The organism is Pseudomonas avellanae BPIC 631 (assembly GCF_000444135.1).
In the GTDB taxonomy this organism is placed as follows: Bacteria; Pseudomonadota; Gammaproteobacteria; order Pseudomonadales; family Pseudomonadaceae; genus Aquipseudomonas; species Aquipseudomonas avellanae.
The window spans coordinates 12,862-37,364 of record NZ_ATDK01000303.1 but is presented as its reverse complement, the minus strand read 5'-3'; the positions used below and the strand labels follow the sequence as shown (position 1 = coordinate 37,364).

Below are 24,503 nucleotides of genomic sequence, written 5' to 3'. Positions count from 1 at the left end.
TGGCCAAACTGGATCGTGATGCGTTCTTCAATGCTGAGTTCATGATATGACATAGGTTCACCGTACCGGATTGGTCAGGTGTTGCGCTCAGTTTTTGCCGCCGCCGGTATTAACGCTGCAAACAAAAGGCTGGAAGTGGCGGGCAACAATATTGCCAACTCCGGAACCATCGGTTTCAAATCATCGCGGGCGCAGTTCTCGGCGCTGTATTCATCTGCCCAGTTGGGCAGTGGCCGCAATGCGATTGGCGACGGTGTGCGCCTTGCCGCGACCCAGCAGAATTTCAATCAGGGCGACAGCATGACCACGTCCGGCAACCCGCTGGACATGCGCATTCAGGGCAACGGTTTTTTCGTGGTGAGTGACAAAGGCTCGCTTGCCTATACCCGGGCGGGCGCTTTCCTCAAGGACGCGGCCAATTTTGTCGTCGACAGCGAGGGCGGACGCCTGCAGGGGTACGCCGCCAACGATAAGGGCGAGATCATGCGCGGCCTGCGCACCGACCTGCAGATTGACACCTCGAATGTGGCCGCCAGAGCCACGACGCGGGTTGCCGAGAACATCAACCTCGACGCCTCGCTGCCGTCACTTGCCCGGTTGCCGGCGTTCGACCCTGCCGACCCTGCCACTTACACCCGTGCCGTCGGCCGAACCATTCAGGACGCAGGGGCTGGCACCGGTGCCGGCGCGGTGCCCGCGGCCGACCATGAACTCAAACAGTATTTCGTCAAGACCGGCGACCGCCAGTGGTCGATGTATGTGCTGGTCGACGGGCGTAATCCGGTGGACCCCAACAGCGTGGCCCCCTTACACGTCACCCTCGAGCAGAAGCCCAACGGGTCGCTGTCGTACAGCGGCAACAGTCAGCACCTGCGCAAGATTTCCGACACCGAGTTTGCCCTGCAAGGCTGGCGGCCGGCGCATGAAGTGAACGGGGCCTGGATGAGCAATGGCGCGGCCAGTGGCGGTGCGGTTTCGCTGCCGTTGATCGATGGGTCGGCCAGTGTGCTTGATCCGGCCGACGCGGTGATGGATCGACCCGTTCCGGCGTTTGATTCGCTGGACCTGAAAACCTACAGCGATATGTTTGCCAATGCGATTTTTGACAGTCAGGGCAATCAGCACGAGCTAAAACAGTATTTCGTCAAGGACGGCAACAACAGTTGGCGCATGCATGTACTGATTGACGGGCGAAACCCGCAGATGCCTGATTCCACCGAGCCGCTGACGGCTAACATCGTTTTTGATTCCGGCGGCTCGGTGCGTTCGCTGACCGGCAGTTCGGGGCTGGTGAGCACCAACGGCGGCGGGCTGCAGCTTAACGGCTGGACGCCGGCAATGCCTGCCGAGCGTGTGACGGGGCAGGATCGCTGGGTGTCCAACGGCGCGGCCGGCAGTGCAAACGGCATTGAGCTGGACTTCACCAACCTGCTGCAGCACAACGCTGCAAGCTCGCGTTCCTCGACCCACGTGGACGGGCATGCGGCGGGGCAGTTGAGCAGTCTGAGTGTGGGGCGCGATGGCATTCTGCTAGCTGGTTTCACCAACGGCATGAACAAGAGTATCGGCCAGGTGATCCTTGCCAGCTTCGCCAACGCGCAGGGTTTGCAGGCGCGTAGCGATACGCGCTGGACAGAGTCCGCAGAGTCGGGCGTTGCCGATTACGAGGTGCCGGGCGTCGGCACGCTGGGCAGTCTGGTCGGCGGCGCGCTGGAGGGCTCCAATGTGGTATTGGCCGATGAACTTATTGCGTTGATTCAGGCGCAGACGGCGTATCAAGCCAACTCCAAGGCGATATCGACGGAGGCGACGGTCATGCAGACGCTGATTCAGTCGACCTGATCAGATTGAGCAGTCGGATTTGACGAAGTGACCTTTCAGGCGGGTCCAGCCCGGCCCCGGGCTGGTCTGGGCGCAGACAATCCGGCTGTCGCCCTGCCAGCGGTAATAGTGCGCAGGGGCGGCCTGGCAGAGCAGGGCGAAGGTCATCAGGCTCGCGATCGCGACGCCGACAACGCACACACGAAAAAGCATGACGGTTCCCGTTCAGGGGTGCGGTGCCGGCAAGATTATCACTGTCGATTGGCCTGTAAGCGCGTATCGATGAAGTTTTTTTGGCGGTGTGTCCTGCCCGATGATAAGCAGGCGGCAGTCCGCCGCCGCTATTGGATGGCGCTTTGCCTGAAGGTGATCGTCGCGTGCCGGGTTTTGCTGGTTAATCAGGCATTTGTATCGAGGCTGACAAGTTGGTTCAAAAATTGCTTTAACCCTTTCAGAACAGCTACAGGCGGCAAGCGTCTGTCGGAGGAGGAAGACTGTGGACAAGTTGCTTTACGTCGCCATGAGCGGTGCATCCGAAAACGCGATTGCGCAGAAGGCTCACGCCAACAACCTGGCAAACGTTTCGACCAACGGCTTCATGCGTGACCTTGAACAGGCCCGCTCGATGCCGGTGTTTGGCGAGGTCATGCCGTCGCGTGCCTATGCCATGAGCGAGCGTCCGGGTACTGACTTCTCCGGTGGAGCGATGGTCCAGACCGGCCGCGAACTGGACATCGCCATCAAGGGCGATGGCTGGATTGCCGTGCAGACTCCCGACGGTGGCGAAGCCTACACACGCAGCTCCGGCATGAACATCGACGCCCTGGGCGTGTTGCGCGACGGCAGTGGTTTGCCGGTAATGGGCAACGGCGGTCCGATTGCCGTGCCGCCTCAGCAGCAGATCGAGATCGGCGCCGACGGCACGATCAGCATTCGCTCGCTGGGCGAGAGCCCTCAGGTAATGGCGCAGGTCGACCGTATCAAGCTGGTCAAGCCTGACCTCAAGACTATGGAAAAAGGCCCTGATGGCCTGATCCACACCAAGAGCGGCCAGCCTGCTGCGGCCGACGCTACCGTTCAGGTCGAGTCCGGCTTTCTGCAGGCGAGCAACGTCAATGCGGTCGAGGAAATGACCTCGGTGCTGGCCTTGTCCCGTCAATTCGAATTGCACGTCAAGATGATGAAGACCGCCGAAGAAGACGATCAGTCGATGGCTCGCGTCTTGCAACTTGGCTAATCAATGACAGCTTGCGCCGACAAACCGGCGCTTGAGGAGAACACACATGCTTCCTGCACTATACGTCGCCAAAACCGGCCTTGCCGCTCAGGACACCAACCTGACCACCATCTCCAACAACCTGGCGAACGTTTCGACCACAGGTTTCAAGAGTGACCGTGCCGAGTTCCAGGACCTGCTGTATCAGATCAAGCGTCAGCCAGGTGCCCAGTCCACTCAGGACAGCGAGCTGCCATCGGGCCTGCAACTGGGTACCGGTGTGCGCATTGTCGGCACGCAGAAGAACTTCACCGCCGGTAGCCTGCAAACCACCAACAACCCGCTGGACCTTGCGGTCAACGGTCGCGGTTTCTTCCAGGTGACTCAGCCGGACGGCACTATTGCGTACAGCCGCGATGGTACTTTTCACTTGAATTCGACCGGCCAGATCGTCACCGCCACCGGCTATGCCCTTGAGCCTGCGATTGTCGTGCCGCAGAACGCCCAGACCTTCACGGTCGGCCAGGACGGTACGGTGTCTGTGACGCTGGCAGGTGCCACTGCGACCTCGCAGGTCATCGGCAACATCCAGACCGCTGACTTCATCAATCCGGCTGGCCTGCAGGCCATCGGTGGCAACCTGTATCTGGAAACAGCTTCGAGCGGTGCGCCACAGATCGGCACGCCTGGCCTCAACGGCCTGGGCCCGACTCTGCAGAACACCCTGGAAAACTCCAACGTCAGCACCGTTGAGGAACTGGTCAACATGATCACGACCCAGCGTGCCTACGAGATGAACTCCAAAGTGATCTCGACCGCTGACCAGATGTTGCAAAACCTGACTCAGAACCTGTAAGGCCCTGATGTTGCTGTTGGTAAAACTGCTCAATCCGACGGGGCGCCTGATAAGCGCCTGCTACACCGCGAGGTTTCAAGTGTCATGAACCGCCCTGGTTTTCCGCGTTTTTCAGTGTTGATCGCTTCATTGTGCGGGATCACCCTGCTGTCTGGCTGTGTTGCGCCGACGGCAAAGCCCAATGACCCTTACTACGCTCCGGTGTTGCCGCGTACGCCCATGTCGGCCGCTTCGAACAATGGCGCTATCTACCAGGCCGGTTTCGAGCAGAACCTGTACGGCGACCGCAAGGCGTTCCGCGTCGGCGACATCATCACCATCACGCTTTCCGAGCGTATGGCGGCGAGCAAGGCGGCGACCTCGGCGATGACCAAGGACAGCACCAACAGCATCGGCCTGACCTCGCTGTTCGGTTCGGGGCTGACCACCAACAACCCGATTGGCGGCAATGACCTGAGCCTTAACGCAGGTTATACCGGCGCACGCACCACCAAGGGTGACGGCAAGGCCGCGCAGAGCAACAGCCTGACCGGTTCGGTCACTGTGACGGTCGCGGATGTATTGCCCAACGGCATTCTGTCCGTGCGTGGCGAGAAGTGGATGACGCTCAATACCGGTGACGAACTGGTACGCATCGCAGGTCTGGTGCGCGCCGATGACATCGCCACCGACAATACCGTTTCTTCCACCCGTATTGCCGATGCACGTATTACCTATTCGGGGACCGGAGCCTTTGCCGATACCAGCCAGCCAGGCTGGTTCGACCGGTTCTTCCTCAGCCCGTTGTTCCCTTTCTGATAGCGGGATAGACATGATCAAGCTCAAGCAACTGATAGCCGCGACCTTGCTGTTGTCTGCAGCGTTCGGCGCCCACGCCGAACGTCTGAAAGACATCGCAAGCATCTCCGGCGTACGGGCCAACCAATTGATTGGTTACGGTCTGGTGGTAGGGCTCAACGGTACGGGCGACCAGACCACTCAGACCCCGTTCACCTTGCAGACCTTCAACAACATGCTGTCGCAGTTCGGCATCAAAGTGCCGGCAGGTTCGGGCACCGTGCAGTTGAAGAACGTTGCGGCGGTTGCTGTGTATGCCGATTTGCCGGCGTTTGCCAAGCCGGGTCAGACAGTCGATATCACCGTTTCCTCGATCGGTAACTCCAAGAGCCTGCGCGGCGGTGCGTTGTTGATGACGCCAATGAAAGGTGTCGACGGCAATGTCTACGCCATTGCGCAGGGCAACCTGGTGGTCGGCGGTTTTGACGCAGAGGGCCGTGACGGCTCGAAAATCACGGTCAACGTTCCGTCGTCGGGCCGTATTCCCGGTGGTGCTTCGGTCGAGCGTTCGGTGCCGAGTGGCTTCAATCAGGGCAACACACTGACCCTGAACCTGAACCGTTCCGACTTCACCACGGCCAAGCGGGTTGTGGACAAGATCAACGATTTGCTCGGCCCGGGCGTTGCTCAGGCGCTGGATGGCGGTTCGGTGCGTGTGACCGCGCCGCTTGATCCGGGCCAGCGTGTCGACTACCTGTCGATTCTGGAAAACCTGGAAGTCGATCCGGGCCAGACTGCTGCCAAGGTCATTATCAATTCGCGGACCGGCACGATTGTCATCGGTCAGAACGTCAAGGTGTCGCCTGCTGCTGTGACCCACGGCAGCCTGACCGTGACCATCACCGAAGACCCGATTGTCAGCCAGCCGGGTGCCTTGTCCGGTGGTCAGACCGCTGTCGTACCGCGCTCGCGGGTCAACGCCCAGCAAGAGCTGCACCCGATGTTCAAGTTTGGTCCAGGCACCACGCTGGACGAGATTGTGCGTGCGGTCAATCAGGTGGGCGCTGCGCCCGGTGACTTGATGGCCATCCTCGAAGCCCTGAAACAGGCCGGCGCCTTGCAGGCCGACCTGATCGTCATCTGAGGATCCGAGTATGGACATGCCCAAGAGCGGAATTTCGTCAGCGGTCGACTCCGGTGCCTACACCGACGTCAACCGTCTGGCGGCGTTGAAGCATGGCGACAAGGACAGTGTGGCCAACCAGAAGAAGGTTGCCCAGGAGTTCGAGTCGCTGTTCGTCAGCCAGATGCTCAAGGCCATGCGTTCGGCCAACGAAGTGCTGGCCAAGGACAATCCGATGAACACTCCGGCGACGCGTCAGTATCAGGACATGTATGACCAACAACTGGCGGTCACGCTGTCCACCCGTGGCAACGGCATCGGCCTGCAGGACGTGCTGATGCGCCAATTGTCGAAAGACAAGGGCATCAACCACGCTGCCGCGACAGGCACCACCGATGCCGCCAAGGCTGCAACGGCAACCGATGCAACGCCGACCAAAAGCGCTCTGGCGACCAGTGTCTATCAACGTCCGTTGTGGGCCACGCGCTCGGCGGCGGCAGATCAGGCGGCTGCCGCAGCGTCGGCATCCGGTGAAGGACGCAATGACATGGCGGCGCTTAACTCGCGTCGTCTGTCCCTGCCAAGCAGCCTGACCGATCGGTTGCTGGCGGGCATTGTTCCTTCTGCCACCGCAGCCGTCAGCAACAGTCCGGCACCGGCTCGCGCGACCGCCAGCACGAGCGGTGACAACGGCGACTGGACGCTCGACCCAAACCTTGCACCTGCGCCGGAATACGTTCGCTCCATGGCCCAGCCACCACTGGCGCCAGCCAAGCGCGCTTTCAGCAACGCCGACCAGTTTGTCGATACCATGTTGCCGCTTGCCAAGGAAGCGGCAGCTCGCATTGGCGTCGACCCGGTCATGCTGGTCGCGCAGGCGGCACTGGAAACCGGCTGGGGCAAGTCGATCATGCGTCAGCAGGACGGCAGCAGCAGTCACAACCTGTTCGGCATCAAGGCCGCTGGCAGCTGGAAGGGCGCCGAAGCGCGCGCCATCACCAGCGAGTTCCGCGACGGCAAGATGGTCAAGGAGACGGCGGACTTCCGCTCGTACGACTCCTATGCCGACAGCTTCCACGACCTGGTCAGCCTGCTGCAGAACAACAATCGTTATAAAGATGTCGTCGGTTCTGCCGATAACCCGGAACAGTTTGTAAAAGAATTGCAGAAGGCCGGGTATGCAACTGACCCGGCTTATGCCAGCAAGATTTCGCAGATCGCGAAGCAGATGAAGAGTTACCAGACTTACGCCGCTGCAACGGGCTCTTCCACGACTTTATAAGGTTTTGAATCATGTCGCTGATTTCAATTGGGCTCTCAGGTATCAATGCCAGCAGTGCCGCGATCAACACCATCGGTAACAACACGGCCAACGTGGATACCGCCGGTTACTCGCGTCAGCAGGTGATGACCACGGCTTCGGCACAGATCAATATCGGTCTGGGTGTCGGTTACATCGGCACCGGTACGACGCTGTCCGACGTGCGTCGTATCTACAACGGCTACCTTGATGCCCAATTGCAAACCAGTACTGCCCTGAGCGCCGACGCGGTTGCCTACTCCGGCCAGGCCAGCAAGACCGATACGCTGCTGTCCGATAGCGCGACCGGCGTGTCCACGCAGCTGGCTGACTTTTTCACCAAGATGCAGGGCATTGCCACCAATGCCACGCAGTCCTCGGACCGTTCGGCATTCCTGACTCAGGCTTCTGCCTTGAGCTCACGCTTCAATTCGGTCGCTTCGCAATTGTCGTCGCAGAACGACAACGTCAATGCCCAGCTCACCACCTTCACCAAACAGGTCAACGAGCTGACCACGACGCTGGCAAGCCTGAACAAACAGATCACGCAGGCCGGGGCGGGCAACACCACGCCCAACTCGCTGCTCGATTCGCGCAACGAAGCCGTCCGCCAGCTCAACGGTCTGGTCGGCGTGAAAGTGGTCGAGAACAACGGCAACTACGACATCTATACCGGTACAGGCCAATCGCTGGTCAGTGGCGGCACGTCGTACACCATGTCGGCGACCCCGAGCCCGGCCGATCCGCTGCAATACAACGTGCAGATCGCTTACGGCCAGACCAAGACTGACGTGACCTCGGTGATCACCGGTGGCTCGATCGGCGGCCTGCTGCGTTACCGCTCCGATGTACTGGTGCCTGCGACCAATGAACTCGGTCGTGCGGCGATGGTGCTGGCCGATCAGGTCAACAGCCAGATGAGCCAGGGCATCGACAGCAAAGGCAACTTCGGCAGCAGCCTGTACGCCAACATCAACAGTGCCGACGCCATTTCGCAGCGCAGCACCGGCAAGACCACCAACAGCGCCGGTTCCGGCAATCTGGACGTGACCATTGGCGATACCAGCAAGCTGACCGCCGACGATTACGAAGTCACCTTCAGCGACGCCTCCAACTTCACGGTCCGTCGTCTGCCCAACGGCGAAAGCGTCGGCACCGGTGCACTGACTGACAATCCGCCCAAGCAATTCGATGGCTTCAGCGTCAGCCTCAATGGCAATGCGCTGGCTGCGGGCGACACCTTCAAGGTCACCCCGACACGCAACGGCGCCTCGGGTATTTCGGTGGTATTGACCGATCCCAAGGACATTGCCGCCGCCGCGCCATTGACCGCAACGGCCGGGGCCAGTAACTCGGGCACCGGTGGTTTTACGCAGCCGGTGCTGAGCACCAAATCCGATATCTACGACAGCGTTCAGACGGCTGACCTGCGTAACGCAGTCAAAGACTCCGCGCCGATGAAGCTGGTGATGGGCGCGGTCAGCAGCACCGGTGTTCAAAGCTACACGCTGATCAATGCAAGTGGCTCACCTGTGCTCGACCAGAATGGCACCGCGGTGAGCGGCACGATCATTCAGGGTCAGAGCAACGCGCTCAAGCTGAGCGTCGGTTACACCGATAACACGACTACGCCAGCCAGCAAGACGGCGTTCGAAGTACAGATGACCCTGTCTGGCTCGCCACTGGCCAATGACACGTTCAGCATCGGCCTGACCGGTGCCGGCTCTTCGGACAACCGCAATGCCTTGGCAATAGTGGGGTTGCAGACCGCCAAGACCGTTGGTGTCACCAATGGCGGCGTGGGCACCAGCCTGTCCGGTGCCTACTCTGATCTGGTGTCGGTCGTCGGTACATTGGCAGGGCAGGGCAAGAGTGATGTCACCGCCAGCGCGGCAGTCGTTGCACAGGCCAAGTCTGCGCGTGATTCGGTTTCGGGAGTATCGCTCGATGAAGAAGCGGCCAACCTGATCAAGTATCAGCAGTACTACACGGCCTCTTCGCAGATCATCAAGGCGGCCCAAACCATTTTCAGCACGCTGATCAACAGCCTTTAAGGAGTCGTGAACCATGCGGATCTCAACTACCCAGTTCTACGAATCCACCAATACCAATTATCAGCGTACTTATTCGAATGTGCTCAAGACCAGTGAAGAGGTCTCCAGCGGTATCAAGCTCAACACCGCCAGTGATGATCCGGTAGGTGCTGCACGCGTTCTGCAACTGGCTCAGCAGAACTCCATGCTGACCCAGTACGCGTCGAACATCGGCACGATCAACACCAACATCGTCAATTCCGAGACCGCTCTGACCAGCATTGTCGATACGATGCAGGCGGCTCGTGAAGTGGTCGTGTCGGCCGGCAACGGTGCCTACACCGACTCCGACCGTCTGGCCAAGGCCGCCGAGCTCAAGCAGTATCAGAGCCAGATTCTCGGCTTGATGAACAGCCAGGACGCCAACGGCCAGTACATTTTCGCCGGCTCCAAGTCTTCGGCGCCGCCGTACGCGCAGAACGCCGATGGTACTTATAGCTACAGCGGCGACCAGACCAGCGTCAATCTGGCGATTGGTGACGGCCTGGTGCTTCCAAGCAACACCACAGGCCATGAAGCATTCGAGCAAGCGGTCAACACCACCCGTACGTCGTCGACGCTGCTGTCGCCTGCAACCGACGATGGCAAGGTCGGTTTGACTGGCGGTCAGGTCACGTCCACCAGCGCCTATAACTCGGGTTATCAGGCTGGCGAACCGTACACCATGACGTTCCTCAGCGGCACGCAGTTCAAGATCACCGATGCCACTGGCACCGATGTCACGACCGATGCCTCGTCTGCCGGTAAATTCAACTACGCCTCGTTCGCTGACCAGACCTTCACCTTTCGCGGTGTAGAGCTGACCATGAACGTCAACCTGTCAGCCGCCGAATCTGCCACGGCGGCAACGGCTGCCACAGCCCTGACCAATCGCAGCTATGAACTGGCCTCGACGCCAGACACGGTCTCGGCCTCGCGCAGCCCGGGCAACACGTCGGCTGCGACTATCAGCAGTTCGGCAGTGGGCAACACAACGGCTGACCGCACGGCGTTCAACAACACCTTCCCGCCCAATGGCGCGATTCTCAAGTTCACCAGCGCCACTGCCTACGACCTGTATGCGTCGCCTGTCACCAGCAGCAGCAAGCCGGTGTCGAGTGGCACACTGACCGGTTCGACCGCCAATGCGTCGGGCGTCAACTTTACCGTCAGCGGTACCCCGGCAGCCGGTGATCAGTTTGTCGTGGAGTCCGGCACGCACCAGACCGAGAACATCCTCAACACGCTGACCGCAGCAATCAAGGCGTTGTCGACACCCGTTGATGGCAATCTGGTTGCTTCGCAAAAGCTCGATGCTGCATTGGGTTCTGCGCTTGGCAACATTGCGAGCAGCATTGATCAGGCGTCCACAGCGCGCTCCGCCGGCGGTGCACGTCAATTGGCGGCGACGGCGCAAGGGACGACCAACGAGCTGCTCAAGGGCAACAACACGGTTGAGCAGGGCACCTATGTCAACGCCGATATCGTTGAGGCCACTACCCGATTGACGTTGCAGAAGACCATGCTGGATGCGTCGCAGCAGGTATTCGTCCAGTTGTCCAAGCTGAACCTGTTCAGCCAGCTGTAATCCTGGCGTTGAGCATCCGCCGTCTTTATTTCAGCGGTGAGGGAGGCTACTTGACCGGTAGCTTCCCGCCGCTCGCGAGTCTGCAATAGTGAATTCAGTCCCCCTCGTCAGTATCGTCATTCCCGCCTTCAATCCCCGGTTCTTCCACGCCGCGCTGCAAAGTGCCTTGAATCAGGTTTACGACAATCTGGAGATCATCGTCTGCGACGATTGCCGTACTGATGAAATCAGGGATATTTTCGACGAGTTGGTGCCCGCATCCAGCAACCTCGCACGTTACGTGCGCAACCCTCTGCGGTTGGGGTTTCAAGGCAACCTGCTGAAGTGCCTGGAAGAATCACGCGGCCAATACATCAAGTTTCTGTGTGACGACGACCGCCTCTTTCCGTACTTCATCGCCAATCAGGCAAGTGTTCTGGATGCCCATGAGGACGTGAGTCTGGTGGTTGGCCGACGGCATCTGGTCGACATTGATGACTACGTATTGCCGCCCCGCCTGGAAAACGTCGGGCTTGTGCCTTATGACGCTGTGTTCAAGGGCGAGGACATGCTGGCGATTTTCGAGCGCACCCCACGCAATTATCTGGGTGGGTTCAGTGCTGCCCTGATGCGCCGTGTCGATGTTCTGGAATACCTGCCTTCTATTGCCCAGTCAGGACAGGGTTTTCTCGCACTGCTGGATTTCGCGCTGTTCATTTGCTTGCTGCGTCGGGGCAACCTGGCGGCCCTGCACACTATTCAAAACGTCGAGCGGCAGCATCCAGGTCGTTTCAGCAGCCAGCCAGACACAATTCAGAAGGCGACCACCGAATGGGGCTGGCTGAACGAAATGCTCAAGGCCCGCAGCGGCGAGCAGGCCCCCGCCCAGGGCTGGGTGCGCTTTCTGCCCTTGCGCAAGGCGCTGGAACAGCCCCGTGAGTGGGACGAGGTCGGTCTTTACGGGATAATGGCCAGCCGTCAGGGCGTCATGCACAGTCGGGTGGGCAGCAAGAGCGAAACCTACGCCGAGCTTTACACGGAGTGGTTGTCGTGTCGGCAATTTACCGCACCGCAGAGAAAACTGATCGAGCAACGCATCGGCCAGTGGGCATGGCAGCCGCGCATTGTTCCGGTGGTCATCGACCCGTTCGGCGATGCCGAGGGGCTGGACATCACCCTGCGCAGCATTGCCGAGCAGGATTACGCCGCTGATTCGGTGGTGGTGCTGACCAATGCCGAGGTTGACGATGCACAGGTGCTGCGCTTCTCGTTACAGCCGGACTGGGCGCGCCAGTTGAACGAAGTGCTGCCGCTGCTGGAGAACGCTGACTGGGTTTATCTGCTGCGTGCCGGGGACCGGCTAACTCAGCCATCACTGCTGGTGCTGGCTGAGCGAATCGCGCAACACGAAAGCCTGCTGTGCGTTTACAGCGACGAGGGCGCGCTGGTCGATGGAAAATCCAGCGAGCCGATCTTCAAGCCTGATTTCAACCTGGACCTGATGCGGGCCTATCCGTATGTTGGCCGCACGTTGGCGTTCCAGCGCCGCAATCTGCTGGACGCTGGCGGCTTCGACCCTGTGCATGGCGAACTGGCGCCGCACGATTTCATCTGGCGTCTGGTGGAAGGTGTCGTGCCTCAGGCCATCGAGCACATCGCCGAGGTTCAGGTGGAGTCGACCCTGACCTTCGCGCAATGGCTGTCGCTGCCTCAGGTGATCGAGTATAACGAGTCGGTGGTATCGGCCCATCTTTCGCGCATTGGCCGAGAGCACGCCATTCATCATGATCAATTGCCACTGCTGAACCGGATCGAATACCGGCATGCGGCCAGCCCGCTGGTATCGGTGATCATTGCCACGCGGGATCAACTGGCAGCACTGGAGCGCTGTGTAGAAAGCCTGCTCAGTAACACCACCTACCTTCATTACGAAGTGCTGATCGTCGACAATGCCAGTGAGAGCGCCGACACCCGCGCCTGGTTTGCCGCGATGAGCGAGTTGGGCAGCGACAAGCTGCGCATCTATTCGCTGACCGAGCCGGGCAGCGAAGCCAGCGCGCAGAACCTCGCCGCCCGGCACGCCAACGGCGACTATTTGCTCATGCTCAGCCAGCACGCCGTGCTGCATCAGGCTGACTGGCTGCAAGGCTTGCTCAACCATGCTCAGCGCCCCGAGGTGGGTATTGTCGGGCCACGAATCCTCAACCCGCAGGGCAATATCCTCTACGCGGGGATGGTGATGGGTATGGACGGGCTGGCGGGTCGGCCCTTCATCAATTACCCGGCGGGCTCAAGCAGCTACATGCAGCGCCTGCAACTGACGCAGAACTGGAGCGCGGTGAGTGGCAATTGCCTGATGGTCCGCAAGGCGGTGTTCGACAGCGCAGGCGGGATGGAGGCGGCAACTTTCACTCAAGGTTTGCAGGACCTGGACCTGTGCATGCGGGTCGGGTGCGAAGGTTACCTGATTGTCGGCACCCCCGATTCGTCACTGGTACTGGCCGAGCCCGCTGCCGCGGCACGATCCGAGGCGTCGCGTCAGGCGCTGGACAACGAGCAGCAATCGTTTTTCGAAAAATGGCTGCCGAAAATGGCCCGAGACCCGGCCTACAACGCCAATCTGAACCTCAGCGAGGTGCAGGCCTTCGATCTTGACCCTGGTCTGCAGATGGGTTGGGAGCCGTTCTGCACCCGTCATCTGCCTTCGATTCTGGGCATGCTGGTCAACTCATCGGCAGTGGGCCACTACCGAGTCAGTCAGCCGATGCTTGAATTGATCGCGGCCGGGCGAGTGGTTGGCCGAATGTCCTACGAGTCTATTACGCCTGTTGAGGTCGAGCGCCAGCGTCCGGATGTCATCGTTTTTCAAGGGCGTTATTCCGAACCCAAGATCAAAGATATTGTTCTGGCCAAGAGCTATTCGAGTGCCATGCGCATTTTTGAGCTGGATGACTACATCATCGATGTGCCCGAGCGAAACGAGCACCGGCGCAGCATGCCCGACAACATTGGCGAGATGGTGCGCAAGGGTATAGGCCTGTGCGACCGCGTGGTGGTGTCGACCCAGCCGCTGGCCCAGGCGCTGTCGAGCATGCACAGTGACATTCGCGTAGTGCCTAACATGTTGGCTCCGCACTTGTGGAGCAGCCTCAAAAGCCAGCGTCGCACCTCCGGCAAGCCGCGTATCGGCTGGGGCGGAGGGACCAGTCACCGGGGTGATCTTGAGCTGATTGTCGATGTGGTGCGCGAACTGGCCGATGAAGTCGAGTGGGTGTTCTTCGGCATGTGCCCGGACTTGTTCAAACCCTACATTCACGAGTTTCATACCGCGGTCAGCCTGCAAACGTACCCGGCCAAGCTGGCCAGCCTGAACCTTGACCTGGCCCTTGCGCCGCTTGAGTTTCATATCTTCAATGACTGCAAGAGCAACTTGCGTCTGCTGGAGTACGGCGCGTGCGGCTACCCGGTCATCTGTTCGGACACCGAAGCCTATCGCGGCCATTTGCCGGCCACTCGTGTCTACACCAACAGCTCCGAAGAGTGGTTGCAGGCGATTCGCATGCACTTGTCCGACCCTAATGCCAGCTACCGCATAGGCGACGAGTTGCGCGAAACGGTGCTGCGCGATTTCATGTTGCGTGGCGAAAATCTGCAATATTGGGCGAACGGCTGGTTGCCCGACTGACCCGACCTGTTTAATGCGCTCCAGCCAATTGACGGCTGGAGTTGTGCTGTTTTGCTCTTGCGTTGACCGGGCCTTCGGGTTATCAGGATGTCTTTTGGTCACCAGGATCAAGACGCCATCGGTACGCTACCAAGGAAAGCTAATGCAAAGCCATTCTGGAAATGAAACCACCCCGTTGAGCCAGCGTCTGACCCTGCTGTTGCTTGCCGAGAATCAGTCGGACTTCCTGCGTCGTGCCCTGAAGTACTACAGCAGCTACCCGTGCAATGTGATTGTGGTCGATGCTTCGCCTGTGCCCGACGCACAGGTTGCCGAGCGTGCCGGGCTGCAGTACATCCACAATGCCGCACTCAGTGAAGCCGGTCTCAGCGCCAGAATTGCAGAAGGCCTCAAGCAGGTGTCCACCCCCTTTGTGGTGTACGCGCAGGTTGACAGTTTCCTGCTGCCTGATGCGCTCACCGAGGCCGTGAATTTCCTCGAAGCCAACGACGGTTACGGCGCTTGCCAAGGCTACAGCCTGGGTTACCAGGCCTACTTTGATCGCGTGGATTATTTTCGCCGCGACCGCAAGGTTCATGAGGACTACGCGTCTGATCAGGCCGATGAGCGGCTTCTGAGCTTCATGGGTCAGAGCCTGTCGCTGCTCAATGCCGTGACCCGGACCGGGCTGGCGCGTCAGTGGTTCACGTCGGTGCCTGAGGGCACCGAGCTGCACTGGCAGGACATCGGCCAGATGAGCTTTCTGGTTGCGGCTGCTGCGCTACGGATCCTGCCCATTCCCTATGCGTTGCACGTCAACGCTGAAAAGGAGGCAGAGCATCGCTATGGCGCTGCCATTGCAGGGGCGGTCAAACATATCGACCCCAAGGCGAAAGCCGAGCGCGAAACGCTTGCGCGCAGGGTTGTCTCGACGCTGGGCAATGTGCCGGGTTTTGACGGCGAGCAGGGCGCGCAGCACATATTGGCCGGCCTCGCAGCCATGGCTGAATGCCTCGAAACCCAGCCTTATCAGGCGGGCGAAAAAATCATCAGTTCGGTGTGGAACGTCGCGCTGGCGCAGACAGATGCGCTGTTCGAGCCTCGCCAGTTCGTTGAACTGCCATTCTATAACCAGCCACTGTTCGATGAGCTGGCGAGAATCGAGTTTCTGATCCATCTGTTGCCCGCAGGTCACGCGCAACTGGAGGGTCTTGAAGCGGTGCTGGTCAAGCAGGCCGACCTGCTGCGTGTGCAGAGCAACCCGGATGCCGAGTCACTGTTGAGCCGTCTGTGGCAAGCCTATGCCAACTACGCCTTCAGTCACAGCGTCGTGCAGAGTCTGGCCGAGGAGTTGAGCAAGTCCGAGGAGTTGAGCAAGTCCGAGGATGAGGAAGACATCGAATGCGCCGAGCGCATCGTCGCGTGGGGTCAGCGTCTGCAGTCCGATTCGGCATTCGATAACAGCCAGTTGCTGAAGGGCATGGCGTCCGGCAAGTTGCTCGACTGGCTCGATTCACGTGATCCGGCCCCGGCGCAACTGAAAAAGCTGACTGCGCAGCTGGCGCGTCGGCCAGCGGGTTCGCAGATCGGTATTTTGCTGCTTGATCTGGAAGCCGACGTGTTCAAGCTGCAGGCAACCTTCGACAGCCTGATCAACGGCCATTATCGGGGTTTCAAGGTCGTGGTGTTCACCACCGGTGACCTGCCTGCAACCACCACTTTGAGTGACACCCTGCACTTCGTCAAAGTCGCCGAAAACAACTATGTCGACAAGATCAATCAGGTCGTCAAACAGGCGTCCAGCGACTGGCTGATGCTGGCGCAGGCGGGTGAAGAGTTCACCCGCAGCGGTCTGTTTCTGGCCAGCGCCGAGCTAATTGACGCCGGGCAATGCCGGGCGGTCGCGGTGGATGAAATTCACCGTCAGGCCAATGGCACCCTCGCACCGTTGTTCCGTCCGGGCTTCAACCTGGATCTGTTGCAAAGTGTGCCGGCCTTGGCCGCTCGGCACTGGCTGGTTCGTCGTGATTTGCTGGTCGAGGCGGGCGGTTATTCTCGCGAGTTTCCCAAGGCGCTGGAATTCGACCTGCTGCTGCGCCTGATCGAGCAGGGCGGCATGAGCGGTCTGGCGCATTTGAGCGAGTCGGTGCTGATCTGCGATGCGCCCGAGCTTGAAGACAATCCGGACGAGCAAAAAGCGCTTACCCGTCATCTGGGCCAGCGTGGTTATCAGGCTGAAGTCAGTTCGGCATTGCCCGGCACTTACAAGGTCGACTATCGCCATGCTCATCGGCCGATGGTCTCGATTCTGCTGCATAGCCAGGACAACCTGGCGGAACTGCAGCGTTGCCTGCACAGCATCCTGCAACGCACCCGCTATCAGCGTTATGAGGTACTGATCGGCGATAACGCCAGCACTTCTAACGAATTGTCGACCTGGCTTGATCAGCAGCAACAGTTGTCCAGCCGGGTGCGCGTATTCCGCGCCGATCAGCGTGTGAGTACGGCGGCGTTGCGCAACCTGGTCAGCCAGGAAGCCAAGGGTGAGTACCTGATTCTGCTGGATGCCGAGAGCCAGATCGTCAACGTGGGCTGGATTGAATCACTGCTCAATCAGGTACAGCGCCCGGAAGTCGGCGTGGTCGGCGCACGCCTGGTAGACCGCGAGGGCACGGTGACCCAGGCTGGCCTGATTCTGGGGCTCAATGGCGGCGTGGGCTCAGGCTTTGTCGGCGAGCCGAAGACGTCCCGAGGTTACATGCAGCGCCTGGTGGTGGAGCAGAACTACTCTGCCGTGTCATCAGCGTGTCTGATCATTGCCAAGGAGTTGTTCGACGCGCTGGGTGGCCTGGATGAAGAGGTGTTTGCCGAGTCGCTGGGTGACGTCGATTTGTGTCTCAAGGCCGCGCAGGCAGGCTATCTGACTGTCTGGACCCCGCATGTTCAAGTGGTGCATTCGGGTGTGGTGCATGCGCCCGAACAAACCCTTGGAGCGTTGATCGGCAAATGGTCGGCGCAGTTCGCGCAGGACGAAGCCTACAACGCCAATCTCGACCGCAATGGCCGTGGTTTCACGCTGGCGGTTTAAGCGTTACGCATCACGCGATCCGGCTGTTTTTGCGGCCGGATCGTCTCCCTCACGCTGCCACCTCACACCTTTTTCCCTCCTGCCAATAATCGTAAAGCGTGCACACCGGCGTGACCTGCGGGTCATAACGTGCATCTTCACTGTATTGTGTTACAGGGAACGACACACGCCTGGCTTGCTTTAACGTGCCCCGCGCCCTGAAAATGTCGGTAAATCACCTCTATTCTGTAGCGGCCTGATTTTATCGGGACGAAAAATGACCTGTTTACTCATCGGGAAGCCATGATGATTGGCATTAAAAGCATAGCGAGTTACGTGCCCACTGCTGGCGTTGATAACTACGCTCAAGGTGCCAGTTTCGGCAAGGATGAAGATTTCATCCTCGGGAAGATCGGTTCCACGTTCCTGCCGCGCAAAGACGCTGGCCAGGAAACCTCGGATTTGTGCGTTGAAGCGGCCAACACGCTGTTTGCCAACAACCCGCAGCTCAAGCGCGAAAGCATCGACGTACTGATTGTCGTCACCCAGAACGGCGACGAAGAAGGGCTGCCACATACCGCTGCCATCGTTCAGGACAAACTGGGGCTGTCGACCAACGTTGCCGCGTTCGACATTTCGCTGGGCTGTTCCGGGTATGTCTATGGCATTTATGCGATCAAGGGCTTCATGGAAGCCGCAGGGCTGAAAAACGGCCTGCTGATCACCGCTGACCCGTATTCGAAAATCGTCGATCCGCAGGATCGCAACACCACCATGTTGTTTGGCGATGCAGCCACGGCAACGTGGATGGGCGAGGGCGCTGCCTGGCAGTTGGGCAAGGCCAAATTCGGTACCGACGGTTCCGGTGCGCCGCACCTGAAGGTGAGCAATGGCGTGTTTTTCATGAATGGCCGTCAGGTGTTCAACTTTGCCTTGCTCAAGGTTCCCGCGCATCTGCATGAACTGCTGAGCGAGTCGGAGCTGACGCCGGACGATATCGATGCGTTCTGCATCCATCAGGGCAGTGCTGCGATTGTCGACGCCGTTGCGCGTCGCTTTGAAGACAAGCCCGAGAAGTTTCTCAAGGACATGGTCGAAACGGGTAACACGGTGTCTTCCAGTATTCCATTGCTGATTGAAAAGCATGTGCTTAACTCTGACTGGAATCGGGTCGCTCTAAGCGGTTTTGGTGTAGGCCTTTCCTGGGGTTCTGCAATTATCTATAAAGCCTGAATCACCGCAGGCAAAAAAAGAGCGCCCGTGGCTAGTTCATCGGGCGCTTTTTTTTGACTAATCGATTCATTGCACATTTTTGAACTTGTACAGGTGTCATCTGTGCATGGCAAATGAAGTCCAGGCTGCAGTTTTTCTCGTGTCACGTGGGTTCGGTTTCGCCTCAAGCCCTTGTTTTATAAGGGGTATAGGAATGATGGCAAAATATTCAAAAAAAACGCTCAAGCAACCTGCCATCGCGACGATAACTATTACGAAGGTTCTCTAGGCACACCCGGCGCTTGCAGGGGCCGGAAGCCACGTAGTACCAAACCAACGAGGAATTCATCATGGCTTTAACAGTAAACACCAACGTAGCATCGTTGAACGTCCAGAAGAACCTGGGTCGCGCCTCCGACGCTCTTTCGATCTCTATGACTCGTCTGTCTTCCGGCATGAAAATCAACGGCTCTAGAGACGACGCTGCCGGCATGCAAATCGCTACCAAGATCACTTCGCAGATCCGTGGTCAGACAATGGCGATCAAAAACGCCAACGACGGTATGTCCCTGGCGCAAACCGCTGAAGGCGCACTGCAAGAGTCGACCAACATTCTGCAACGTATGCGTGAACTGGCTGTTCAGTCCCGTAACGATAGCAACAGCTCCACCGACCGTGACGCGCTGAACAAAGAATTCACCGCGATGAGTTCCGAGCTGACCCGTATCGCTCAAAGTACCAACCTGAACGGCAAGAACCTGCTTGACGGTTCCGCCAGAACCATGACTTTCCAGGTCGGTTCCAACTCGGGTTCTTCGAACCAGATCACTTTGACTCTGAGCGCAAGCTTCGACGCAAACACCCTGGGTGTCGGTTCGGCAGTCACCATCGCTGGTTCCGATAGCACCACCTCGGAGACTAACTTCTCCGCCGCTATCGCCGCCATCGACTCGGCTCTGCAGACCATCAACTCCACCCGTGCTGACCTCGGTGCTGCACAAAACCGTCTGACCAGCACCATCTCCAACCTGCAGAACATCAACGAAAACGCCAGTGCTGCACTGGGTCGCGTACAAGATACCGACTTCGCTGCTGAAACTGCACAGCTGACCAAGCAACAGACTCTGCAACAGGCTTCCACCTCTGTTCTGGCTCAGGCTAACCAGCTGCCATCCGCTGTACTGAAACTGCTTCAGTAATATCGGCATGAGTTTTAGCGGGGGAGTGCGTAATAGCGCTCTCTCGCTTTTTTACTTTCGGAGGTGATGGTCATGGATATAAGTGTAAAGCTGAACGTGTCTTATCCGGCCGTTCAACCGGCAAGTCAGGCCCCCGTGTCGGACAAGTCTGTTGACAAGCCAGCCGACGTCAAATCGGTGGAGCGTGTCGCTGCTCCTGAAGAAAGTAAAGGCTCGGATTTGCACAAGGATGACTCTCACGACGAGGCGAAAGTCAAAGCCGCTGCAGAAGACATCCAGAAATTTTTTCACTCGGTGAAGCGCAATCTCGAGTTTTCGATTGATGAAGCTTCTGGCAAAGTGATCGTCAAGGTCATTGCCAGTGACTCGGGTGAAGTGGTAAGACAAATTCCCAATGCAGAAATCCTGAAACTGGCCGATAGCCTGAGTGATGCGAACAGCTTGTTGTTCCGCGCCAGGGCGTGATCGCCGGTACGGTATTTGTTGCAGGTTGCCTGATGCGTTGACGCGACAGAAAAACCGGCGACATTCTTGAAGGGAGAAGCAAAATGGCAAGTCCAATTACATCGACAACGGGCCTGGGTTCGGGTCTGGCAATTACCTCCATCGTTGAAGGTCTTGTGGGAGCCGAGAAAGCGCCCAAGCAGAACCAGATCGACAAACAGACCGCCGCTACAACTGCATCGCTGTCGGGTGTCAGTCAGCTGACGTCGGCGTTGGCTGCGTTCCAGAAAACCCTGGATACCCTGGGCAGCTCCACCACGCCTGCTTTTCAGGGCTTTGCTGCGACATCTGCCAATGAAGCAGTGGTCAAGGCAACTGCCGGCAACACGGCTGTTAACGGTACTTACGCTATCAGTGTCAGCCAGTTGGCAACGCCTTCGAAGGTGGCTACGGCCGCACTAAGCTCGACGCAGGCGAGTGCTATTCCGAGTGGTACCCTGAAAATCACTCAGAATGGCACTGAATACGATGTCAATATCGACAAGGCATCGACGTTGCAGGAAGTGCGCGACAAGATCAACTCGTCGCTGCAGGGCAAAGGCATTACCGCCAACATCATCAACGACGACAACGGTGCCAGGCTGGTTTTCAGCTCTACAACCACCGGCAAGGGCTCTGACATCTCGGTAGTGGGTGCTTCCGGTCAGGAAGCGCTGAATATCGATGGTACCAAGCTGATGAGCGACACCAGCACGGGTACCGATGCCAGCGGCAAAGCGATTCCCGGTGCAGGAGCGATCACTGCGACTGCCAAGGATGCTGCCTTCACGGTTGATGGTCTGAGTCTGACCAGCAAGACGAACACGATCAGCACAGCGATTTCCGGTCTGACCTTTGATCTGGTCGCGCCAAGTGCTACTGGAGCAACGACCACCGTCACAGTGGCTACCAACACCGATGGGCTTAAGGCGTCGCTGCAGTCCTTCGTGGACTCCTACAACACGCTGGCCACCCTGGTGACTTCCCTGACCAAGGGTTCGATCAGCGACAAGGGCGTTTTCACGGCGGCCGCCCTTACCGGCGACGCCACGCCGCGTGCGCTGTTGGCAACTATCCGTGATCAGTTGGCGGGTGCCTCTTCAAGTGCCGGCCTCAGTGCGCTGTCGCAGTTGGGTATCAAGACCGAGCAGTCCAACGGCACGCTGTCGCTTGACACCGTTACATTCACTGCAGCGCTGAATGACAAGAAGCTGGGCAGCCAGATCCAGACCATGTTCACCGGCACAGGTGCAACCAACGCCGACGGTACGGTGGATGGCGGCCTGGTTGCGCGGATGAGTAAAGCGCTTCTGCCCTATACGAAGTCTGACGGCGTTCTGGCCAGCAAGACGTCCAGCCTGACCAAAATTCAGACCCGAATTGCCAGCGATCAGGACGCACTTGACCGTCGTATTACAAGCTTGACGGACAGCCTGACCAAGAAGTACAACGCGATGGACCTGGTTGTAGGGCAGCTTAAGGCGACCTCTACCAGTATCACTTCGATATTCGAAGCGATGAACGCGCAGAAAAGCGCTTCGTAAATTCAATTTACAGCAGTATCAAGAACCCGACTTCGTGTCGGGTTCTTGCTTTTGGGCTAAAGTTTCTGCGCGATGCGTCGATAGCTTGAATATCAGTATTCTGGATTTGTGACGAGGCCCCCCATATGAATCCGATGTTAGCGTTGCGTCAGTATCAGAAGATTGGCTCCCAGGCTCAGACCTCCGAAGCCAGTCCTCATCGTCTGGTTCAGATGTTGATGGAGGGTGGCCTGGACCGTATCGCTCAAGCCAAGGGTGCCATGGCGCGCCGTGACGTCGCCAGCAAAGGCGTGTTCATCAGCAAGGCGATCGGTATTGTCGGCGGCCTGCGTGAAGGCCTGGACCTGGACAACGCCCCCAGCGAAGCGCTGGTCAGGCAGGACAGCCTTTATCACTACATGATGACGCGTCTGGCCGAAGCCAATGCCCGCAACGATCAGAAGATGCTCGACGAAGTCGCCGGTCTGCTGATCACCGTCAAGGAAGGCTGGGACGCGATTGCCACCGTGCAATAACCTGCTGCTCTAGGAGAACAATAAAATGAGTGCTGCGCTCAAGCGTATCGAAGAAACCCGGGAAGCCTTGGTCGGGGCGTTGGCCGAGCGCGACTGGGAGGCTATCGTCAAGCTTGACCTGGCGTGTCGCGAGTGTGTGGATGCGGTGGTCAGCGAAGCGCCTGCCGACGAACCTGCGCTGCGTAGCAACCTTGAAGAGCTGCTGGGGGTCTATCGGCAACTGATTGATGTTGCAACCGGCGAGCGTCAAGCCGTCGTCGATGAAATGACGCAAATCCAGAATGCCAAAAATGCGACGAAGGTATACCATCTGTTCGGTTGACTGATAATTGTCATTTAATCCGTCGACAAGAGTTTCGCCATAAATTTGACTGTGTTCGTTTTTTTGACTTAACTAGTGATGTTTACTATTTTCTGGCGTCTCAAGGTTTATACCGGCTGAGATGCCAAGCTGCCCCCCAATCATGGGCATTGAGTTGACTAGGGAAGTTGCTATTGCATGTGGCGTGAAATCAAGATTCTGCTAATCGATGACGATAGCCAGCGCCGCCGGGACCTGGCGGTTATCCTGAATTTTCTTGGCGAAGAAAATCTCTCCTGTTCCAGCCAGGACTGGCAGCAGGTGGTCGGCTCTTTGGCGTCCACGCGAGAGGTTCTGTGCGTGCTGGTCGGGAGCGTCAGCGCCCCGGGCAGCCTGCAAGGGCTTCTTGAGACCATCGCGGCATGGGATGAGTTCCTTCCCGTACTGCTGTTGAGCGAAAACTCTTCCGTCGAGCTGCCGGAGGATCTGCGCAGGCGCGTGCTCTCCGCGCTCGAAATGCCCCCCAGCTACAGCAAGCTGCTCGACTCCCTGCACCGTGCCCAGGTCTATCGTGAAATGTACGATCAGGCCCGCGAGCGCGGTCGTCATCGCGAGCCGAACCTGTTCCGCAGCCTGGTAGGCACCAGCCGCGCGATCCAGCACGTACGGCAGATGATGCAGCAAGTCGCCGACACCGATGCCAGCGTCCTGATTCTCGGTGAGTCCGGGACCGGCAAGGAAGTCGTTGCCCGCAACCTGCATTACCATTCCAAGCGCCGTGATGCGCCGTTTGTGCCGGTCAACTGCGGCGCCATTCCGGCCGAACTGCTCGAAAGCGAGTTGTTCGGGCACGAGAAGGGCGCGTTTACCGGGGCAATCACCAGCCGTGCCGGCCGTTTCGAGCTGGCCAACGGAGGTACGCTGTTCCTCGATGAAATCGGCGACATGCCACTGCCGATGCAGGTCAAGCTGCTGCGCGTGTTGCAGGAGCGGACCTTCGAGCGTGTCGGCAGCAACAAGACGCAGAGCATCGACGTGCGCATCATTGCCGCGACGCACAAGAACCTCGAAAACATGATCGAGCTTGGCAGCTTTCGCGAAGACCTTTATTACCGTCTCAATGTGTTCCCTATCGAGATGGCACCGCTGCGTGAGCGCGTAGAAGACATCCCGCTGCTGATGAACGAATTGATCTCACGCATGGAGCACGAAAAGCGCGGTTCAATTCGTTTCAACTCGGCCGCCATCATGTCGCTGTGTCGTCACGCCTGGCCGGGCAACGTTCGCGAGCTGGCCAACCTGGTCGAGCGCATGGCGATCATGCACCCGTACGGTGTGATCGGCGTGGCCGAGCTGCCGAAGAAGTTTCGCTACGTCGATGATGAAGACGAGCAGATGGTCGACAGTATGCGCAGCGATATCGAAGAGCGCGTCGCCATCAACAGCAACACGCCGAACTTCGCGTCCGGTGCCATGCTGCCGCCTGAAGGGCTCGACCTGAAAGACTACCTGGGTGGTCTGGAACAAGGTCTGATTCAGCAGGCGCTGGACGATGCCAACGGCATTGTGGCTCGCGCAGCGGAGCGCTTGCGGATTCGCCGGACCACGCTGGTCGAGAAGATGCGCAAGTACGGTATGAGCCGTCGCGAGGGTGATGAACAGGCGGAGGATTGACGCCTGTTTCAAACGCTAAAAATCAAGCCCTTGAATTTTCAAGGGTTTTTTTTCGGCACGAGGATTGCTATGTCTCTCTTAACACACCGTTTACTGACGGTTCGCCACGAGA

18 protein-coding genes are annotated in these 24,503 nt (G+C 58.7%); 17 read left to right on the top strand and 1 reads right to left on the bottom strand.

Translation table 11 applies throughout. The features are described 5' to 3' along the window. The first annotated feature begins 78 nt into the window (after window positions 1-78). Window positions 79-1,842 (top strand): flagellar hook protein FlgE, encoded by a 1,764-nt coding sequence (locus DW49_RS0118545; protein ID WP_005616789.1) that lies wholly within the window; start codon window positions 79-81, stop codon window positions 1,840-1,842. Here the strand turns inward: DW49_RS0118545 and DW49_RS1000000132870 are convergent, their stop codons facing one another. Then, complete coding sequence (locus tag DW49_RS1000000132870; RefSeq protein WP_024419974.1) at window positions 1,843-2,034, bottom strand: hypothetical protein; 192 nt, start codon at window positions 2,032-2,034, stop codon at window positions 1,843-1,845. Between the two features lie 283 nt (window positions 2,035-2,317). On the opposite strand from DW49_RS1000000132870, the gene DW49_RS0118535 reads away from it, so the two are divergent. The 16 genes from DW49_RS0118535 to fleQ all read left to right on the top strand — a co-directional run bounded on the left by DW49_RS0118535 (window position 2,318) and on the right by fleQ (window position 24,391). Continuing rightward, a complete protein-coding gene (locus DW49_RS0118535; protein WP_005616790.1) occupies window positions 2,318-3,058 on the top strand; it encodes a flagellar basal body rod protein FlgF in 741 nt (246 codons plus the stop codon). 46 nt (window positions 3,059-3,104) lie between these two features. Further along, window positions 3,105-3,893 carry a flagellar basal-body rod protein FlgG gene (flgG, locus tag DW49_RS0118530; RefSeq protein ID WP_003382124.1) on the top strand — a complete coding sequence of 263 codons (789 nt, stop codon included), beginning with the start codon at window positions 3,105-3,107 and terminating at the stop codon, window positions 3,891-3,893. 84 nt (window positions 3,894-3,977) lie between these two features. Beyond that, the gene (gene flgH, locus DW49_RS0118525; RefSeq protein WP_005616791.1) at window positions 3,978-4,691 is read left to right on the top strand and encodes a flagellar basal body L-ring protein FlgH; all 714 of its coding nucleotides are present in this window, start codon (window positions 3,978-3,980) and stop codon (window positions 4,689-4,691) included. A 13-nt stretch (window positions 4,692-4,704) separates the two neighbouring features. After that, a complete protein-coding gene (locus DW49_RS0118520; protein ID WP_005616792.1) occupies window positions 4,705-5,814 on the top strand; it encodes a flagellar basal body P-ring protein FlgI in 1,110 nt (369 codons plus the stop codon). A 10-nt stretch (window positions 5,815-5,824) separates the two neighbouring features. Further along, window positions 5,825-7,075: a flagellar assembly peptidoglycan hydrolase FlgJ gene (gene flgJ / locus DW49_RS0118515; protein WP_005616793.1), complete on the top strand. Its 1,251-nt coding sequence runs from the start codon at window positions 5,825-5,827 to the stop codon at window positions 7,073-7,075. Window positions 7,076-7,086: 11 nt separating this feature from the next. Beyond that, complete coding sequence (gene flgK / locus DW49_RS0118510) at window positions 7,087-9,147, top strand: flagellar hook-associated protein FlgK (RefSeq protein ID WP_005616794.1); 2,061 nt, start codon at window positions 7,087-7,089, stop codon at window positions 9,145-9,147. A gap of 13 nt (window positions 9,148-9,160) precedes the next feature. Continuing rightward, window positions 9,161-10,753, top strand: coding sequence for a flagellar hook-associated protein 3 (locus DW49_RS0118505; protein WP_003382130.1), 1,593 nt, complete (start codon window positions 9,161-9,163; stop codon window positions 10,751-10,753). Window positions 10,754-10,841: 88 nt separating this feature from the next. Further along, window positions 10,842-14,417 (top strand): glycosyltransferase, encoded by a 3,576-nt coding sequence (locus DW49_RS0118500; RefSeq protein ID WP_005616795.1) that lies wholly within the window; start codon window positions 10,842-10,844, stop codon window positions 14,415-14,417. Between the two features lie 142 nt (window positions 14,418-14,559). Next, window positions 14,560-17,484 (top strand): glycosyltransferase, encoded by a 2,925-nt coding sequence (locus DW49_RS0118495; RefSeq protein WP_024421348.1) that lies wholly within the window; start codon window positions 14,560-14,562, stop codon window positions 17,482-17,484. A 285-nt stretch (window positions 17,485-17,769) separates the two neighbouring features. After that, window positions 17,770-18,696 carry a ketoacyl-ACP synthase III gene (locus DW49_RS0118490; RefSeq protein ID WP_005616798.1) on the top strand — a complete coding sequence of 309 codons (927 nt, stop codon included), beginning with the start codon at window positions 17,770-17,772 and terminating at the stop codon, window positions 18,694-18,696. A gap of 329 nt (window positions 18,697-19,025) precedes the next feature. Then, window positions 19,026-19,874, top strand: coding sequence for a flagellin domain-containing protein (locus tag DW49_RS0118485; RefSeq protein WP_005616799.1), 849 nt, complete (start codon window positions 19,026-19,028; stop codon window positions 19,872-19,874). 72 nt (window positions 19,875-19,946) lie between these two features. After that, entirely contained in the window at window positions 19,947-20,339 is a 393-nt protein-coding gene (locus tag DW49_RS0118480; protein WP_024419978.1) for a flagellar protein FlaG, read from the top strand. A gap of 83 nt (window positions 20,340-20,422) precedes the next feature. After that, on the top strand, window positions 20,423-21,901 hold the full coding sequence (gene fliD / locus DW49_RS0118475) for a flagellar filament capping protein FliD (protein ID WP_005616803.1): 1,479 nt from the start codon (window positions 20,423-20,425) through the stop codon (window positions 21,899-21,901). 125 nt (window positions 21,902-22,026) lie between these two features. Next, entirely contained in the window at window positions 22,027-22,416 is a 390-nt protein-coding gene (gene fliS, locus DW49_RS0118470) for a flagellar export chaperone FliS (RefSeq protein WP_003382140.1), read from the top strand. A 25-nt stretch (window positions 22,417-22,441) separates the two neighbouring features. Further along, window positions 22,442-22,738, top strand: coding sequence for a flagellar protein FliT (fliT, locus tag DW49_RS0118465; protein WP_002554297.1), 297 nt, complete (start codon window positions 22,442-22,444; stop codon window positions 22,736-22,738). A gap of 177 nt (window positions 22,739-22,915) precedes the next feature. Continuing rightward, on the top strand, window positions 22,916-24,391 hold the full coding sequence (gene fleQ, locus DW49_RS0118460) for a transcriptional regulator FleQ (RefSeq protein ID WP_005616809.1): 1,476 nt from the start codon (window positions 22,916-22,918) through the stop codon (window positions 24,389-24,391). Window positions 24,392-24,503: the final 112 nt, after the last annotated feature.